Source organism: Paenibacillus sp. MER TA 81-3 (genome assembly GCF_023713585.1).
Classification (GTDB): Bacteria; Bacillota; Bacilli; order Paenibacillales; family Paenibacillaceae; genus Paenibacillus_B; species Paenibacillus_B profundus.
Genome location: NZ_JAMAWB010000007.1, coordinates 228,653 through 245,642 on the forward strand (window position 1 = coordinate 228,653; position 16,990 = coordinate 245,642).

At 46.1% G+C, this 16,990-nt stretch carries 15 protein-coding genes and 1 other RNA gene; 5 read left to right on the top strand and 11 right to left on the bottom strand.

Annotated elements, in window-relative coordinates; all coding sequences use genetic code 11:
* The first annotated feature begins 10 nt into the window (after positions 1-10).
* A protein-coding gene (locus tag M3650_RS12200) for an IS1595 family transposase (RefSeq protein ID WP_483311739.1) occupies positions 11-1,034 on the top strand; the annotation gives its coding sequence in 2 pieces (ribosomal slippage) (positions 11-430 and positions 432-1,034; 1,023 coding nt in all).
* Between the two features lie 62 nt (positions 1,035-1,096).
* Positions 1,097-1,807, top strand: coding sequence for an alpha/beta hydrolase (locus M3650_RS12205; protein ID WP_251575060.1), 711 nt, complete (start codon positions 1,097-1,099; stop codon positions 1,805-1,807).
* A gap of 47 nt (positions 1,808-1,854) precedes the next feature.
* On the opposite strand, the gene M3650_RS12210 is transcribed toward M3650_RS12205, so the two are convergent.
* Together M3650_RS12210 and M3650_RS12215 are read right to left on the bottom strand one after the other, a co-directional pair.
* Positions 1,855-2,289 carry a hypothetical protein gene (locus tag M3650_RS12210; RefSeq protein WP_157259447.1) on the bottom strand — a complete coding sequence of 145 codons (435 nt, stop codon included), beginning with the start codon at positions 2,287-2,289 and terminating at the stop codon, positions 1,855-1,857.
* 213 nt (positions 2,290-2,502) lie between these two features.
* The gene (locus M3650_RS12215; RefSeq protein WP_019419824.1) at positions 2,503-4,272 is read right to left on the bottom strand and encodes an oleate hydratase; all 1,770 of its coding nucleotides are present in this window, start codon (positions 4,270-4,272) and stop codon (positions 2,503-2,505) included.
* 176 nt (positions 4,273-4,448) lie between these two features.
* Between M3650_RS12215 and M3650_RS12220 the strand changes: the two genes are divergently transcribed.
* From M3650_RS12220 to M3650_RS12230, 3 genes are all read left to right on the top strand, one after another.
* Entirely contained in the window at positions 4,449-4,646 is a 198-nt protein-coding gene (locus M3650_RS12220; protein WP_019419825.1) for a TetR family transcriptional regulator, read from the top strand.
* A gap of 15 nt (positions 4,647-4,661) precedes the next feature.
* Entirely contained in the window at positions 4,662-5,000 is a 339-nt protein-coding gene (locus M3650_RS12225; protein WP_251575062.1) for a TetR-like C-terminal domain-containing protein, read from the top strand.
* Between the two features lie 555 nt (positions 5,001-5,555).
* Positions 5,556-7,061 carry an IS1182 family transposase gene (locus M3650_RS12230; RefSeq protein WP_251575063.1) on the top strand — a complete coding sequence of 502 codons (1,506 nt, stop codon included), beginning with the start codon at positions 5,556-5,558 and terminating at the stop codon, positions 7,059-7,061.
* Between the two features lie 396 nt (positions 7,062-7,457).
* Here M3650_RS12230 and ssrA read toward each other — a convergent pair.
* From ssrA to M3650_RS12275, 9 genes are all read right to left on the bottom strand, one after another.
* Positions 7,458-7,822, bottom strand: a transfer-messenger RNA (tmRNA) gene (gene ssrA / locus M3650_RS12235).
* A 268-nt stretch (positions 7,823-8,090) separates the two neighbouring features.
* Positions 8,091-8,564: an SsrA-binding protein SmpB gene (gene smpB / locus M3650_RS12240; protein WP_019422025.1), complete on the bottom strand. Its 474-nt coding sequence runs from the start codon at positions 8,562-8,564 to the stop codon at positions 8,091-8,093.
* Between the two features lie 147 nt (positions 8,565-8,711).
* Entirely contained in the window at positions 8,712-9,548 is an 837-nt protein-coding gene (locus M3650_RS12245) for an MgtC/SapB family protein (RefSeq protein WP_019422024.1), read from the bottom strand.
* Positions 9,549-10,064: 516 nt separating this feature from the next.
* The gene (rnr, locus tag M3650_RS12250; protein WP_251575065.1) at positions 10,065-13,226 is read right to left on the bottom strand and encodes a ribonuclease R; all 3,162 of its coding nucleotides are present in this window, start codon (positions 13,224-13,226) and stop codon (positions 10,065-10,067) included.
* A gap of 334 nt (positions 13,227-13,560) precedes the next feature.
* The gene (gene secG, locus M3650_RS12255) at positions 13,561-13,797 is read right to left on the bottom strand and encodes a preprotein translocase subunit SecG (RefSeq protein WP_251575067.1); all 237 of its coding nucleotides are present in this window, start codon (positions 13,795-13,797) and stop codon (positions 13,561-13,563) included.
* Positions 13,798-14,068: 271 nt separating this feature from the next.
* Entirely contained in the window at positions 14,069-14,890 is an 822-nt protein-coding gene (gene pdxK, locus M3650_RS12260; RefSeq protein WP_251575072.1) for a pyridoxine/pyridoxal/pyridoxamine kinase, read from the bottom strand.
* Positions 14,891-14,969: 79 nt separating this feature from the next.
* Complete coding sequence (locus M3650_RS12265; protein WP_251575073.1) at positions 14,970-15,827, bottom strand: DUF4097 family beta strand repeat-containing protein; 858 nt, start codon at positions 15,825-15,827, stop codon at positions 14,970-14,972.
* Positions 15,828-16,523, bottom strand: a complete 696-nt coding sequence (locus M3650_RS12270; protein WP_251575074.1) for a DUF1700 domain-containing protein — start codon at positions 16,521-16,523, stop codon at positions 15,828-15,830. It abuts the gene before it with no gap.
* 12 nt (positions 16,524-16,535) lie between these two features.
* Positions 16,536-16,910: a PadR family transcriptional regulator gene (locus tag M3650_RS12275; RefSeq protein ID WP_483311740.1), complete on the bottom strand. Its 375-nt coding sequence runs from the start codon at positions 16,908-16,910 to the stop codon at positions 16,536-16,538.
* Positions 16,911-16,990: the final 80 nt, after the last annotated feature.

A 16,990-nucleotide genomic window follows, 5' to 3' on the forward strand; every position in this document is an offset into this window, starting at 1 on the left:
AGGTATTATTATGGCAACTGTTAATTCTTTGATTTCAGATATTCAAAAACTATCAGTATCTCAACAAGAACAGTTGCTTTCCTATTTAGAAGAACTGCTTGTATTAGGTACACAAGTAGGTCAAGTAACACAAGAAGTCAAGGAATTTAGATTTGCCAAGGGAAAAATCTGCCCACATTGTAGTACTGAAACTGTATCAAGAAACGGCAAGTATAAAGGGAAGCAACGATATATTTGTAAATCCTGCAATAAGACTTTTACTGACTTCACAAACTCTGCCACTTACAAAAGCAAGAAAACATTAGATAAATGGCTTAAATACGCTAAATGTATGATTGCAGGTTATTCCATTAGAAAGAGTGCTAAAATTGTAGAGATTAATATTGCAACAAGTTTCTTTTGGAGACACAAAATACTTGATTGTATAAGGGTCATTTTTTGGTGTAGGCTCTGTTGAGGGTGTAATTGAGGCTGATGAAGTATTCTTTGCAGAGAGTTTCAAAGGTACAAAACCTTCTAAAATGCCGAGAAAATCTCGTAAAAGAGGCAAACAGATTAAAAAGAGAGGTATATCTAACGAACAGGTTTGTATTGCTACTGCTATTGATAGACAGGGTAATCTAATTATGGAGTTACTATGTAGAGGTAGAATGACACACCAAGAATTAGAAAGCTATGACGGTCGTGTAGGGGATAACTCTATCTTTTGTACTGACAGTCATAAGAGTTATGTTCAGTTTGCCAAAGATTTTTCATTGGAACATAAGCGTATACAAAGAGGAAAACATAAAGAAGGAATTTACCATATTCAACACATTAATGCTGAACACAGCAAATTAAAAAAGTGGATGAATAAGTTTAAAGGTGTTGCAACTAAATATATCAGCAATTATTTATATTGGTTTAAATGGCTACAATTATTTGAAACTGACAAAGAAGTTGTTAAAATCAAGAACTTTATGGTTCAATGCAATGTAGCCCATGCTTATACAAGAATAACAGATTTTAAAGAAAGAGAGCCAATATTTATTTAGGTATATACATTTGTAATATTAGGAATGACGAATTATTTATATTTCATGGAGGATAAATTTCAATGATAAAAAATAATTTTAAAATAGAAAATATTCCAGCGATTTTGTGGGGTGACAAATCAGATAAGTTATTTGTGGTGGTGCATGGTAACATGTCAAATAAGGCAGATGACTCGATTATTGTATTTGCAGAAGAAGCAACAGCAGTAGGTTATCAAGTGCTTAGTTTTGATTTACCTCAACATGGTGACCGTAAGGATGATACTTATCTTTGCAAAGTTCAAAACTGTGTTCAAGACCTTAATGCAATTATGACCTATGCAAAATTGTTATCAAATAATATAAGCATTTTTGCTTGTAGCATGGGAGTATATTTTAGCCTATTAGAATATAGCCATGAGCCGTTGAAGCAGTGTTTGTTTCTCTCTCCTGTGGTAAATATGGAACGTATCATAAATAATATGATGACATGGTTTAACGTAAGTGAGAGTAGACTAAAAATAGAGAAAGAAATTTCTACACCTATTGGACAAACTCTCTATTGGGACTACTACTGTTATGTGAAAGAACATCCTATTGTTGCTTGGAATAATCCAACTTCAATTCTCTATGGTTCAGAAGATAACTTATGTGAGTTTAACGTTGTATCTGAATTTAATAAACGTTTTAACTGTAATTTGCAAGTAATGGAGAATGGAGAACACTATTTCCATACTGAGGAACAGTTGCAGTATTTCAGACAATGGCTGAAAAAACATATATACGTTAAATGATAATAAAAAATGATTGATGTATAATCTTCTTTAAAAGTTATATAATTTCAACATTGTTTTAAAACATCGCCATTCCTATAATCATAATGCTTCTTGGTTATAATTTTACACTCTTCAGGGAATTTTCTCTTCACGAATTGAGGTTTACAAGAGACACGTTTAGCAATTTGAGAAAGAGATGGCGGAGGTTCCTCTAACATTGCCTCTTTTAGGGCATTTTTAATTATTTCTGAGATATTAGGTCTATATTTTTTCTTAACATAAAGTTTATTAGCAGTATGATCGATTATTACTTTTTTTAATCGCTCCCTTTTAGTAACGAATACCGGTGTGTTCAGAATAATTGCTAGCCAGATTATATTATCCAATTGAGGCTTATTGGTTCCTTTTCTCCATCCCCATATCTTAAAGGGCATTCTTTGTACGTCTCTAGCAAACTCCGCAAGATTATTATCATAATGTTTGTAAATGATCTTTTCCAATATTTTTTGAATGGAGTCTTTTGTATCATTATTTTTTAAATACTGAGTAGTAAGGATTATCTGTTTCGACCATTAGATAAACTTTGCAATCTATTAAGGCAGATAGTAGGAGGATCAATCTTGTTTTAATAAAAAAATGAGGCTGAAGCACGGTGATTTGATTCTCTCACCATTGTGCAACAACCTCATAGCTTTACATCTATTCGTTTTCGTTTAGATCAACTTATACTCTTTAAGCAGCTGCATGATTCTGGTGTGAGAAATTTTTTGCACACCCGTCATTGATGCTAATTGGATTGCTGGAGGCAGCTCCATATCGGTTAGTTTCTTGCCGTCCATCATTTTCGCTGTGGAATCCATCAACACGCGGACATCATAAGCGGATCCAAATACTTCTGGCACGCCGCGGTCAATGTCAAGAAGCGTGTACACAGCTTCCATGGCGGTACGTACCGAATACTCTGTGGTGAATACCGTGTCTCGCGGTGTTTCGGCAAAGTTACCGATAAAGGCAGCGTTGACACAACCATCAGGAACTACATTCGGACGATCTCCCGCAGCTCTTGGCATGAAGTAAGATGTAACATAAGGCATCATGCAAGGGACACAGTTTGCGGAGTTTACGGCAAGATCGTGAATCTCTGCTTCAGGTACGCCGATGTGGTAGAGCCATTCTTTCGTGATCTCGATACCCGTGCAGTCCTTCATCGGTTTCTTGATGTAGTCACCTGGCACGTCGCAATACAAGCTGTATACCCATACGACAAGCTGGTCTTTTGGCTGGGATTTGAAGTGAGGCTGTCGGTTCAAGGTAAAGCTCATCAGCCATTTCGAATCTTTTACCGTCACGATACCGCCGGTAACGACCTTTCCGCTGAATGGATCGCGCTTGCAGATTTTTTCGATATAAGGCGGAATCCGGTCATCTAGCGTTGTAATGGTGGCAGACTCCCAGTTGCTTTCCGCAATGTTGCCACAGAATTTGTCTGGACGGCCAAAGGCAGGATCTTGCTCCGCGATCTTCTTCCAAAGCTCCCAGCTTCCCCCGAGGGAGGTGTTCATAATGGCGGGAGTGTTGTTGTCGCCTAAAGTGGAGCTTTCGGTATTGCTGCCATTGGTGATGAATACCAGATCATTTTCAGTCAGGTCAATGTGTTTTTCTTGTCCGTTTTGAACATAGACCAGCTTTTTAGCAACTTTCTTGTTCTCCGTAATATCAAACTCAACATTAGCTACGGTCGTTGCATATTGGAAGGTGACACCATGGCCTTTCAAATACTTCATTAGCGGCAGTGCAAGAGACTCGTACTGATTATATTTTGTAAATTTCAACGCTGAGAAATCTGGCAATCCCCCGATATGATGAATGAATCTAGCGATATATCTGCGCATTTCCATGGCGCTGTGCCAAGGCTCAAACGCAAACATCGTCTGCCAGTAAAGCCAGAAATTCGAGTTAAAGAAATCTTCCGAGAAGACATCTGTAATTTTCATATCTTCAAGCGCTTCTTCTGGAGTAAAGAACAACTTGATAATTTCCATCGAAGCGGTTTGAGTAAGTGTGAATTTGCCATCGGTATGTGCATCCTCACCACGATTGAGGATAGCACGCTGCAAGGAGAAGTTCGGATCCTCCTTGTTGAGCCAGTAAAATTCATCTAATACCGATGCACCCTCTGTTTCAAGTGAGGGAATAGAGCGGAATAGATCCCAAAGGCATTCGAAGTGGTTTTCCATTTCCCGTCCACCGCGGATAATGAAACCCCGGCCGTCATCGTAGATGCCGTCTAATCCACCTCCGGCAATATCGAGTTCCTCAAGAATATGAATGTTTTCCCCCTTCATCTGACCATCACGTATGAGGAATGCGGCTGCGGACAGTGATGCAAGACCAGAGCCGATCAGATAGGCGGATTTTTGATCAACACCGAGTGGTTTCTTTGGACGGGCAAAAGCTTCATAGTTACCATTGCTATAATACATCCTTATAACCTCCTTTAGTGTTCCTGACACCTCCACTTTATAGGAGTGTGAATGGAATAAAAATAGACAGTAAAAGCCCTGTGTCTAAAATTTAAACTTCAGGTGCCATGTGTCTAAAAAATCTATAGGTTATGGCAAAATAATAAGAAACATTACACCCTAAGGAGAGGTTTCCTATGCATCCGTACACCAAGCATGCATTGGCTGATGCATTGAAGGATATGCTGGGCACCAAGACTTTAGATAAAATAACGGTTAAAGACTTGGTGGAAGCCTGCAAGTTGAATCGCCAAACCTTTTACTATCATTATCAGGATATTTATGACCTGCTTGGATGGATATATAACGGAGGCACTCGGCGCTATCCAGAATAACAAATCCTATGCGACTTGGCAGCAGGGGCTATTGATCATTTTAGATATGTGGAAAGCAACAAGGCGCTTTGTATGAACACATGTCGTTCTCTTGGAAAAGAGCATTTGGAGATGTTTTTAAATCAAGTTTTGTTTGAACTTCTGAGCAATGTCATCAATGAAGTTTCGGATTCCCGTGCGATTTCGGAAGAGGACAAGACGTTCATCGTTCAATTTTACAGCCATGCCTTTGCAGGAACGCTGCTGGATTGGATTGAGGATGGGATGAAAACGCCTTGTGAGGCGATCGTGAACCACATCGTTCGACTGATGGATGGGCGTTTTATGGATGCAGTGGAGCGTTTTAAGAATTAGTACACCCATTTATCATGGAATGTCAGGTGTTTCGCTTGTTGTTCCCTCCACACATGTGTTCTTCATAGGCATCCCCATTGCCACGAAGCTTCATTGATCTATTTTTGTTGGAGATATTTATGGTAATAGTCCGATGTCCCCAAGGAAACTCTATATGAACGAATATCCTCATACGAAAAACGAAAGACCTTTTAAATAGAACCCCTATAATTTGTTTCTAGAATAAATGTTCAAAGAAAATAAAGTATTTTCTTATTGTTCTGATCCATTTAAGGATTTATATATTAACGACATGCTGCTTGTGTATATGCTTTAATAGATCTTAAAACAAGTTCGGCTCATGAAGCTTTCCTGGGCGAGGTGCAAGAATAGAAAAGTTGTAAACCAACGATAAAAAATGACGAAGTTAAGATAAAGAACCGACTTTTTATAGTCGGTTCTTCCAGACTGTCGACAAAGCCCTGTCGCCAGTCTTATTTTATTGAAAATACTTCATCCATTCACCGCATTAATATGGTATAATATAGGTAAATAACTAGTGCGGGAGTGTTGGATATGTTGCGAAAAACGGGTTACGAAGGACGTTCCCAAATCTCCATGGTCTCCTTGGACGAGCTTGTACCTGAGGATCATTTGGTCCGTAAAATCGAATACGCCATCGACTTTAGCTTCATCTATGACTTGGTTCGAGATGTCTACTGTGAAGATAACGGTCGCCCTAGCATTGATCCGGTGGTTCTTATTAAGATTGCGCTCATTCAATGCCTTTTTGGTATTCGCTCCATGCGCCAGACCATGAAAGAAATTGAAACCAATGTCGCGTACCGTTGGTTTATTGGATATGACTTCAGTCAGCCCGTTCCTCATTTCTCCACGCTGGGTAAGAATTATGTGCGCCGTTTTCGGGATACGGGACTCTTTGAGGGGATTTTTAATCGCATCCTCGAAGAAGCTGCTCGTCATGGTTTCATTGAACCTGATGTACTCTTTATTGACGCGACACATGTTAAAGCAAGCGCGAACAAAAACAAATATGTGAAAGAGATTGTTCAGGAGCAAAGCCGAAAGTACCAGGATCAGCTTGATGAAGAGATCAATAAAGATCGAGCTGTACATGGAAAGAAACCATTCGAAAAAAAGTGGGTAGTAACGCAGAAGGAGGTGAAGGTTAGCACGACTGACCCGGAGTGTGGTTTATTCGTAAAGGGAGAGAAAGAACGTGTTTTCGCCTACAGCTTTCACACCGCGTGTGATCGGAACGGGTTTGTACTCGGCGTCAAAGTAACGCCTGGAAATGTCCACGACAGCCAAGTCTTTGAAGATGTTCTAAACGAGGTTACTCGCCTGGTTCCGGCTCCACGAGCGGTTGCCGCGGATGCGGGTTACAAGACGCCAGCCATCTGCAAAACGCTGCAAGAGCAAGAGATTCGTCCCGTCCTGCCGTATACACGTCCTCAGACGAAAGAAGGCTTTTTTAAAAAGCATGAGTACGTTTACGATGAACACTACGACTGCTACCTATGTCCGGCAAATGCGGTACTGTCTTACGAAACAACGAACCGTGACGGTTATAAAATGTATCGCTCAAATCCGACAATCTGCCAAGCCTGTCCTTTCCGGACACAATGTACAGAGAGTAAAGATGCAGTGAAGCGTATCAGTCGACATGTTTGGGCTGAATATGTTGAAGAGGCGGATCACCTCCGCCATACAGAAGAAAACAAACGAATTTATGCGGAGCGAAAAGAGACAATAGAGCCAGTTTTTGCTGATTTAAAGGAGAAGCATGGTATGTGGTGGACGACCTTGCGAGGATTAAAAAGAGTCTCCATGCAAGCGATGCTTGTTTTTGCTGCCATGAACCTCAAAAAAATGGCGACCTGGCTCTGGAAGACCGGTCGCCCATCTGATAAATTCAATTTCGTATTTGAAATATGGATAAAAAACATAAAGAACTCCCGCGTCTGCAGTATTTCGCGGGAGTTTGTCTTCAATCTGAGAAGTCGCTATTTAGCGACTTCTTTTAATCATAAATATGTAGTGCTGAAATTTGAAGTTTAATGTTGCCGTTGTTGTTTTGCAGCATAAACTTGCAAGTTCGGCAATGTCATAGTTCAAAGCACAGTATCTCATTCGCTTCCTAGGCGAACCCGCTCAGGGGTTCAACTCCCTTTATCTCGCCTCCAATGCAAAAAGCCGACCTCGTGCGGTCGGCTCTTTCAGGTTTTTGGTGGAGGCGAGGGGGTGTTGATATCTCCATTATACTGCTACCGAAGTCTATCCTCTGTCGACGATATTAGAGGTTGGATATCAACGCCGTGCTCGTTCGCTGAGGCTTTCCTTCGTAGCTTCTCTTTCGCTACCTGTGCGCGGGCGAACCCGCTCAGGGGTTCAACTCCCTTTATCTCGCCTCCAATGCAAAAAGCCGACCTCGTGCGGTCGGCTCTTTCAGGTTTTTGGTGGAGGCGAGGGGAGTCGAACCCCTGTCCGAAGATAACGCAACAAAGGCTTCTACGGGTGTAGTCACAGTTTTGATGTCACCCTAGCATCGCCCCGTAACCGGCTATGCTTTGGGTCAGCCTGATTGTCTTCTTCAGCACACCCCAGGCGGAGATGTGACAGCGTATCCCACTAAAGTTGAGCCCCTATCCCGCCACATGGGCGATGGAAAGTAGAAGCACGCTAACAGGTTATTAAGCTGCTAAAGCGTAGTTTGTTTGTTGTTTGCCGTTTAAATTGGCGTTCGCGTTGTTGAAGTGGACGCAGCCCCACTACCCGCTACCCGAGCCCGAACTATCCCCGTCGAATCCAAGAACGCCCCCATAATGATAAGCGACACATCTCGCCCATCTGGGGAGTTGGGTCTTGAATTAGAGAAAAAGTTAAGACATAGATAGTGTAACATTCCACACTATTCAGTTGTCAAAGTGTAGCACTCGTTGTCAGCAACAATCGGATGACTAATCTTCTTATCGTTACCGATACGTTTATTATAACACATGAGAGGCGAAGATGTTAATCAACTTGTTGCCAACGTTACATGCCTTTTCCTTGGTTACTTCTGAGAACTGAGCCCCAGCACCATAACCCTTAATACTTCTGCCTCTCACGCAGCGCCCGCTGAATCTGGCGGTCCGCATCACGCTTGGCTTCTGTTGCGCGTTTATCATAATTCTTCTTACCGCGACCGAGGCCAATCAGCAGCTTCGCAAAGCCGTTGCGCACATATATCTTAAGCGGAACAAGCGTATACCCTTCCTGCTTCGTCTGCCCGATGAGCTTGCTAATCTGCGCCTTGTGAAGCAGCAGCTTGCGCGCACGCGTCGGATCCGTAGGATTGTACCGATTCCCTTGCTCAAACGGACTGATGTGCATATTATGGATAAATATCTCACCTTTACGAATGGTGGCGAACGAATCGCTAATATTAGCTTTCCCCATCCGCAGCGACTTAATTTCCGTACCTGTCAGCACCATGCCTGCTTCATAAGTGTCCTCGATAAAATAATCATGGGACGCCTTCTTGTTTTGGGCCAGCACTTTATTCTCACTTTTTTTACCCATGATTGTCCTCCAACGTTACAGCGAATTACATGCTTCCAGCGAGAACATAATCTCGCTTACGTTACTGCTCTATATACAACCTCTTATATTGTATCAAAAAAGATCCATCAGACTCAAGAGATTAACCATCTTTATCAAAAACCTACTTTACGAAATCATGCGCACATCCTTGACACCTTTCATACTGAGCAACGCCTCACAACATGCCGCTATCGATTTCATATCCTCAGCCAACACCTTCAATTCGATACTAATCTGGTGCGGTTCATTCGAAGCATCCGATCGTTGAACGCTAGCAGTACTCGTGTCACCTTCGCCTTCCATATCGACCTCATCGTCATTCTCTTGCTCATGTTCATCTAAGTGCTCTTCTTCCTTCTCAGGACTCAGCCGTTTCGCCCAAGACTTCAATCCGGCCCCCTCTTTGCGCATCCGGATGCTGCGAACCGACATTCCCTGCTGCTCCACCTGAGTTGTCATCTCCGTCAGCCATCCTTCTCGCTCTTCCGCGATTACTTCCAGCTGATGAATGCGATGCGCCACCCGGTTCTTAAAGTCATATTTGTTCAATACCCATAACGCTACAAGGGATAATCCACACCCAACAAGTGCAGCCGAAAAAAAACCTGAGCCGCAAGCCAAGCCGATAGCAGCCGATACCCACAGTGACGCTGCCGTCGTCAGCCCTTTGACGCTTGTGCCATTACGGATAATAGTGCCCGCTCCCAAGAACCCGACACCGCTGACCACCTGAGCAGCAATCCGCGCAATATCGACGTCTGCCTTGTCATCAGCGCTAAGCTTTGGGAAGCCATAAACCGAAATAAGCATAACTAAAGCCGATCCCAAGCTGACCAACATATGAGTGCGAAGCCCAGCAGCCTGACTTCGTTTCTCCCGTTCCAACCCGATAAAGCCACCCAATATTAAGGCTAACACCATGCGCAGCACGACGTGGTAGACGGAAATATCTGAAGGACTCATCTGGCTTCACCCCATTTCTGTTACTTTAATGTAAAGTATGTACATTATATCATAGGTATGCAGAAAGGGCTTACATGATAACGGAGATTCGCATCATCCACACCTTTGCTTCATTCTCCCCTTCCATCAGAAATACACAAAGTCCGAAGATGACAATAAACTTTGCCAAGTAAATGCGCCATCACGACTCAGACTTTTCATGTCATTACGTCTATACAAAATTATGACTTGTCCTCAACGCAAACCTTTCTGATGGTACGGGAGAATGATCATAAGGACTAGCTACGGACCGGAAGACCGACATCTATGAAAAATACGCAAATGCATGAACGTATGCTCGGCTCGCTGTTCTGAATGAAGGGGAGAGTGAGACAAGAAGGAATCGACAACCCTTCTCCGAAGCATCATGACACACGTCAGAAGGAGAAACATCTTCCATCATAAAAACGGCCCTCCGTAGAGGACCGCTCCTTGTTCATTTACGAGCCATGAGTTACGAGTTACGAACTGCTTGCTTTACCGCTTCTTACGCACAAACTTAGCGGTATTGCTGTTAACTTTGCCTTTCTTGCGCGCAGCTTGCCCTGCTTCCTTCGTCTGCTCGCGTGCTTGGGCGGCAGATTCACCGATGAAAATGCCGCTCTCGGATGTTTTGCGGCCTTTCTTGCCTGCGCCTAATTTGCTGCCCCGGCCTGAACGATAGTCCCCGCCGCGGCCGCTGTTCCGGTCGCTCCGATCGTTATCTTCTTGACTCGAACGGCCATAACCGCCGCGCCCCGAACCGAAGTCAAAATTGCGCGGACCGCGATCCACTTCATTTTCTGCATTCGTGATTAGGCGATCAACCCAGTTCGCATTATCTTGGTTTTGATTACCACGGGAACGCTGAGACTGATCGGCACTATTACCTTGGCCAAGGTGAATACCACCTTTGCCGCGCTGGTGCGATCCTGAAGGTCTATGTCCATTTCCCTTGTCAGCGGGTTGATGGGAAGCTCCAGCTCCTCCACTGCGGCGCCCATTATGACCATTCCGGTTCTGGCGCGCCCGGAATTCGCCTTGGTTATACCAATCACCATCGAACTCTTCGGCCTCGGGCGTATGAGGCACCTGCCCTTCAAGGCGTTCCGGAGCATGCTCATCTCTCATGTGTCCTTTCGCATGAGAGCGTCCTTGTCCGCCGCGGACATGCTGCTGCTCACCGCCTGCACCGTACTCGTTATACACGGTATCGTCCGTACGCGATGGTCCGCGTCCTTCTTGATGAGTCGCTTGTGGCAGGTTCGCTTCATGCCGATTCGTGCGTCCACGATCCGTGGATCCACTGCGCCCTGTTCGAACTGTCTGTCCATTTCGCTGGGAACTACCGCGTCCTCCACGCTGCTGCTGGCCACCGCGCCCGTCACGCGATGTTCCGCCCCCACGGGTTTCGCGTCCATTGCCGCGGCCTCTTCGTTCTCCGCCGCGCTGATCCGTACCAGCACGACCGCGCTTGCGCTGCTCAAAGCCGAATTCCCGCGCATCACGCCCACCATAACGCGGTGTGCTTGCAACAAGCTCGAAGTCAATCGTATGTTCCTCCATATTGACGCGGCCCACTCGGATGCGGACCTCATCGCCAATCCGGAACATTCTTGACGTACGCTCGCCAATGAGCACCATATGCTGCTCATGGAAGTGATAATAATCGTCGGACAGTTCGCTGAGGCGAATTAATCCTTCTACTGTATTATCCAGCTCCACGAACATGCCGAAGCTTGTCACGCTGCTAATAATACCGTCGAATTCTTCGCCCACCTTGTCCAGCATGAATTCAGCCTTCTTAAGAGCTTCCGTATCCCGTTCGGCATCAACCGCAACGCGCTCCCGTTCCGACGACTGCTGTGCAATATCCGGCATACGCGCATGAAGCTGCTCCAACCGCTTCTCCGGCAGCGCTCCGCCATGGTCGATAACTTCGCGAATAACACGGTGAATGACCAAGTCAGGGTAGCGCCGAATCGGCGATGTAAAGTGCGAGTAGAACTCTGCAGCCAAGCCGAAGTGGCCTGTGCTCTCCGCATCATACTTCGCTTGCTTCATCGAACGGAGCATCATCGTGCTAATGACGGTCTGCTCGCGTGTCCCTTCAATTTCCTCCAGCAGCATCTGCAGCGCGCGTGGATGGACCGAGTTGCCCTTGCCGCGCACGACATAGCCGAAGTTGGCAGCAAAGGACATGAAGTTGAACAGCTTCTCGCTATTCGGCTCCTCATGGATCCGATATAAGAACGGTACGCGCAGCCAATGAAAATGCTCTGCAACCGTCTCGTTCGCTGCCAGCATGAATTCTTCAATCATTTGCTCCGCGATCGAGCGCTCGCGCTTAATAATGTCGACCGGCTTGCCCTGTTCATCCACAATAACTTTTGACTCCTGGAAGTCAAAGTCAATGGCGCCGCGGTTCATACGTTTGCCGCGCAGCTTCAGCGCAAGCTCCTTCATCAGCATGAAGTTGTCGACCAAATACGCGTACCGTGCCGACACTTCCGGATCCTCATCCTCGACAATCAGACGAACGTTATTGTACGTCATCCGTTCCACCGTACGGATAACGCTTGAAAAGACATCGTGCTTGACGAGCTTCGCCTTCTCGTCGAACTCCATCTCACAGGACAGCGTCAAGCGGTCCACACGCGGATGAAGCGAACAGATTCCGTTCGACAGCCGATGCGGCAGCATCGGAATGACGCGATCGACCAAGTACACGCTGCATCCGCGCGCGTACGCTTCACGGTCGAGCGCCGAACCTTCACGGACGTAATAGCCAACATCGGCGATATGGACCCCGAGCTTGTAATGGCCGTTCGGGAGCTTCTCCACATAGACGGCATCGTCCAAGTCCTTCGCATCCTCACCGTCGATCGTCACAATATTCAAGCCGCGCAAATCTCTGCGGCGCTGGCTTACAATTTCCTCTTCCGTAATGGCATCCGGAACCGACTCTGCTTCCGCCATTACTTCATCCGGGAATGCCTCTGGCAGCTGGTGCTTGCGGATGATCGACAAAATGTCGACGCCCGGGTCGTCTTTATGCCCGAGAATCTCAATGACCTCTCCTTGCGCAGCCGCTCTGCCTTCCGGATAATTTACAATACGGGCTACGACCTTCTGTCCGGTCACGGCTCCGTGCGTATCTTCCAGCGGAATAAATACGTCGCGGTTAATCCGCTTGTCGTCCGGCACTACAAAGCCGTAAGTTTCATAATGCTGAAACACACCGACGATCTGTTCTACGGCTCGTTTCACGATGCGTATTACTTCACCTTCCATACGCGTACTTTCAAATGTTTTATTTGTCACGCGAACAAGCACCGTATCCCCATGCATCGCTGTCTTCAAATCATTCGCATGAATATATACGTCGGGATGACCCGTTTCTTCCGGAATAAGAAAGGCGAATCCTTTCGCATGCGCTTGCAGACGTCCCCGCAGCAAGTTCATGCGCTCCGGGACGCCGTAGCGATCCGAACGGGTACGAATGATCTTCCCCTCTTCCTCCAAGCGATTAAGCATAATTAAGAAGGCTTTAAATTCAGCCGCACCTTCAATCGTAAAATGCTGCTCCAATTCCTGATAGGTCATCGGCTTATAAGCGGTTTCACGCATAAAGTCCAACAACTGTTGTTCCGATATCATTACCTCACCTCACACCTTGCCATGACCTGCATGATACAGTATACCAATATATAACCTAGTATACACGAAATTAAATGGTTACATCCCGGCTCTTTGCCACCATGTTAAGCCCATTAGGACAAAAACCTGAAATTGTTCTTATTTGCACCAATAAGGCCCCTTACTTTTCCATAATCTATGCCATAGGATGGTAATGTATGGACCAGCCAGCAAGGACTTGTTTCATTTTTTCCACGATCATCGCCAACTATCCTCATGCATTCCTCTCATGATTCCGTGTTGATAAACAAAAAAAGCGAGGATCTCGTCCCCGCCTTGCGTTCGAATTTATACGTTATACTTTTACAAAGTAAGCCACAATCATAGAAAGGATAAAGAATCCAGCCGCAAGACCGACTGTCGCACGTTGCAGGAACAACTCCAGACCGCGTGCCTTTTGCTTTCCGAAGAGATGTTCCGCACCGCCGGAGATGGCGCCTGACAGACCGGCACTTTTCCCTTTCTGCAGAAGCACAATGCTAATCAAGCCAATCGAAAAGATGACAAGCAGAATCTTCAAAAAAATTGTCACATTTACACCTCCTAATGCGTGTTACACGTTCGAAAAGCATAAAAACAGTATTATTATTGTAACACAAGGCTAAGCAACAGGCAAGGCCTGCCCGCTCTGTTCTGTTTATAGTTCTGTAATAATGCCACTATCGTACCGCCAAAGGGAAAAACAGGGGGCTTGGGCGCTCTAGCCTCATCTTCACTCCAACTTGGTCAGCCATCGACCTTGAAAAAGAAAAGCGAGTTCTGCGCTGCCACGCAAACCCGCTGCGCTAGAGGACATCGCCTCTCTATTCTTCTCCGTGTTCCACCAAGCGCAATGCATTATGGCGCACAGGGCCCACATATTGGTTCAGTCGGAAAGAATGCCGAATCGCCTCTGTAATGAAGCGCTTGGCCGTATGGATGCTGTCGATAACACTATGCCCCTTCGCAAGCTCTGCTGCCACTGCCGCCGAGTACGTACAGCCTGCCCCATGCGTATACGTTGTATCGATTAAATCGGCCTCAAACACTTCAAAGCCCTTGCCATCATATAACAAGTCGATCGACGTCGGGAGGCCAATTTTGGATCCGCCCTTCACCAGCACATAACGCGCGCCTTGCTCCTGAATAATCGCAGCAGCCTGCTTCATATCGTCCAAGGAGCGAATTGGCGCTGTGCCGGCGAGCTGTGCCGCCTCGAACAGGTTCGGCGTAACTACCGTTGCCTTCGGTACGAGAATGTCACGCAGCGCATCATTCGTCTCTGGATGCAGCGCTTCGTCCGCGCCTTTGCATACCATAACCGGGTCAACGACAATATTTGGAATGTCGTGCTTCTCAATCGTACGTGCCGCAAGCTCAATAATATCGATAGAACCAAGCATCCCAGTCTTCATCCCTTGGATGCCAATGCTTAGAATCGTCTTCAACTGCTCCTCTATCGTGGATAGCGCCACCGGAAAAACGCGATGCGCCCAATTGTCATTCGGGTCCATCGTCACAATTGTTGTCAACGCGGTCACACCGTATACTCCGCGTTCTTGGAAGGTTTTCAAGTCCGCTTGAATGCCGGCGCCGCCGCTGGAATCCGAGCCTGCTAACGTAAGAACTTTCATGATTGGTTTCATCGTTTCGTAACCCCTTTATATGCCGCATTGTATACATCCATTATAACCGAATTATAGCGGCATATCTCGAGTTGACAAGCTATTTTTCGACAATGGAAATATTGCCGGCGTCCGTCCGCACTTGAATGACCATATTGCTCTTCATCTTCGATTCCGGCGAGGATACATTGCCCAAGTTCGCTCTTGCATCATACACGCCGTCGAACAAAGGGGAAACCAATATTTTGATGTTGCCTAAATTGCTTGACGCCTGTATCGGATGAGGGTTCTGCTGTTCAATAAATACGTTGCCCGCACTCGCATCTATATCGACCGGTCTGGTCGTATTCAGCAGCTTCACTTCACCCAGCGAAGCATTAACTGTAATCGCGGCATCCACGTTCTCGGTTACGATTTTCCCGGCATCCGATTTCAGCTTCACCTGCTCACCCTTCACCTGCTTCACAATCACCTGGCCCAAGTTGCTCTCGACATCGAGCTGCTTGACCTGTCCGTCCGTCATCACGAACGAACCCATCGCTAGCCTTGCTTGAAAACGATCCAGAACCAATTCCTTCGGCGCATGAATATGAATCTCATGGTGCTGTTGACGGGAATTGAACTGGAATAAATTCAACCATTCCGCACTTTCGGTATCATTATAGTCCAGTCGAAGCACACCGTTCTCAACTTTCGTCTTGCCGAGCTTCTGTATCGTCTGTTCAGGCGCTTGTCCGGATAGTTCAATTTTACGTTGCTCATCAAAGTGCCAATTCACTTTGATCTCGCTCCGGTTCGCCTCCATTTCAATCTGCTCCAAATCAGGCTCTATAGCAATGCTGTAGTTATAGCCGGGAAGCTGGGAATATAATAGCTTATCCATTCCGAAGTAAAACAGGCCTGCGATGCCTGCCACAATGCAGCCGATGCCCAGCAGGTTTAACCATACTCTTCTCATCTATCTTCTCTCCCTTCCCACATGAGCAACCCAGCGGATATAGCTCATATTGAGCCGCGCATAATTGCGGAACAAAGCGACCATTGCTTGAGTCAGGAAAATGCCAATTCCGAACGCGAGAACGATCAATGACATTTCTGCCCCATAAAAAACTCCGCCCAACGCCAGCTTGACAACATACAGAAGCGGAGAAACTAAAAAGCTGATTGCTGCGCCGCCTATGCCAATGCATACTCCCCAGCCCGCGATTAAGAACGGTACGATCAGTATGCTGGCAAAGATAACGCCGATGATGCCGAATACGGTGCGAGAACGAATTGCGCCCGCTTCAGGCCCCGGAGGATACGGCATGGAGTGGTTCCCTTGCCCATTATCCCATCGGCTGTCATAACCATGCTGCATTCCTGGCTGATGATTCATCTCTTGCCAAGGCGGCGGCATTTCATTGCTCCCGTTCATATGGGCGGCGTTCATAGGTCCATTGGAGAAGGAAGGCTTCTCATCACGGTCCCCTAATAGCTCAACAGCAAGCTCTTCTGGATCGCCTAACTCCTTCGCGATTTCTTCCTCTGTCCGTCCCTGCTGCTTGCCGAATTCAAAGTGTGCATCATATTCCGCTAGTATTTCATTCCTGTCTTCCTCAGGAAGCGGCAGCAGTCCAAGCTTCAGCTTTAATAGAAAATATTCTTTATGCACCTTATCTCACCCCTAGATCATATCGTTTGTATTCTTGTTCATTTCCACATTTGCTTCTGGATTAGCTTCTGGATTTGCTTCCAAATTTACATCTGAAGATACATCTGCATCTCCGTCCACGGCTTCCGCCAGTAATGTGGCTACACCCGATACGAAGCTCTCCCATTCCGACACCAGTTCATTCATGTACGCTTTGCCTGCTGGAGTAAGCTTGTAATACTTGCGCGGCGGCCCTTCCGTCGATTCCTGCAAATAGGTCGTGCAGTGTCCGTCCCCTACCATGCGGCGGAGTACCGGATATAAGGCACCTTCCGCGATTTCCACATGCTTCGAAATTTGCTGCGCCAGTTCAAAGCCGTAGCGGTCGCGTTGATTAATGAGCACCATGACGCATAGACCAAGCACGCCTTTTTTAAATTGTATGATTTCTTTCAACCCCGTCACCCCCTAAACGATTCGTTATATAC

Excerpts from the sequence above, each read along its gene's own strand:
- M3650_RS12215 (WP_019419824.1), bottom strand. The coding sequence starts at position 4,272 with ATGTATTATAGCAATGGTAACTATGAAGCTTTTGCCCGTCCAAAGAAA.
- M3650_RS12230 (WP_251575063.1), top strand. The coding sequence starts at position 5,556 with ATGTTGCGAAAAACGGGTTACGAAGGACGTTCCCAAATCTCCATGGTC.
- M3650_RS12205 (WP_251575060.1), top strand. The coding sequence starts at position 1,097 with ATGATAAAAAATAATTTTAAAATAGAAAATATTCCAGCGATTTTGTGG.
- M3650_RS12275 (WP_483311740.1), bottom strand. The coding sequence starts at position 16,910 with ATGGTGCTCATTAATCAACGCGACCGCTACGGCTTTGAACTGGCGCAG.
- M3650_RS12265 (WP_251575073.1), bottom strand. The coding sequence starts at position 15,827 with ATGAGAAGAGTATGGTTAAACCTGCTGGGCATCGGCTGCATTGTGGCA.
- rnr (WP_251575065.1), bottom strand. The coding sequence starts at position 13,226 with ATGATATCGGAACAACAGTTGTTGGACTTTATGCGTGAAACCGCTTAT.
- smpB (WP_019422025.1), bottom strand. The coding sequence starts at position 8,564 with ATGGGTAAAAAAAGTGAGAATAAAGTGCTGGCCCAAAACAAGAAGGCG.
- M3650_RS12245 (WP_019422024.1), bottom strand. The coding sequence starts at position 9,548 with ATGAGTCCTTCAGATATTTCCGTCTACCACGTCGTGCTGCGCATGGTG.
- M3650_RS12220 (WP_019419825.1), top strand. The coding sequence starts at position 4,449 with ATGCATCCGTACACCAAGCATGCATTGGCTGATGCATTGAAGGATATG.
- pdxK (WP_251575072.1), bottom strand. The coding sequence starts at position 14,890 with ATGAAACCAATCATGAAAGTTCTTACGTTAGCAGGCTCGGATTCCAGC.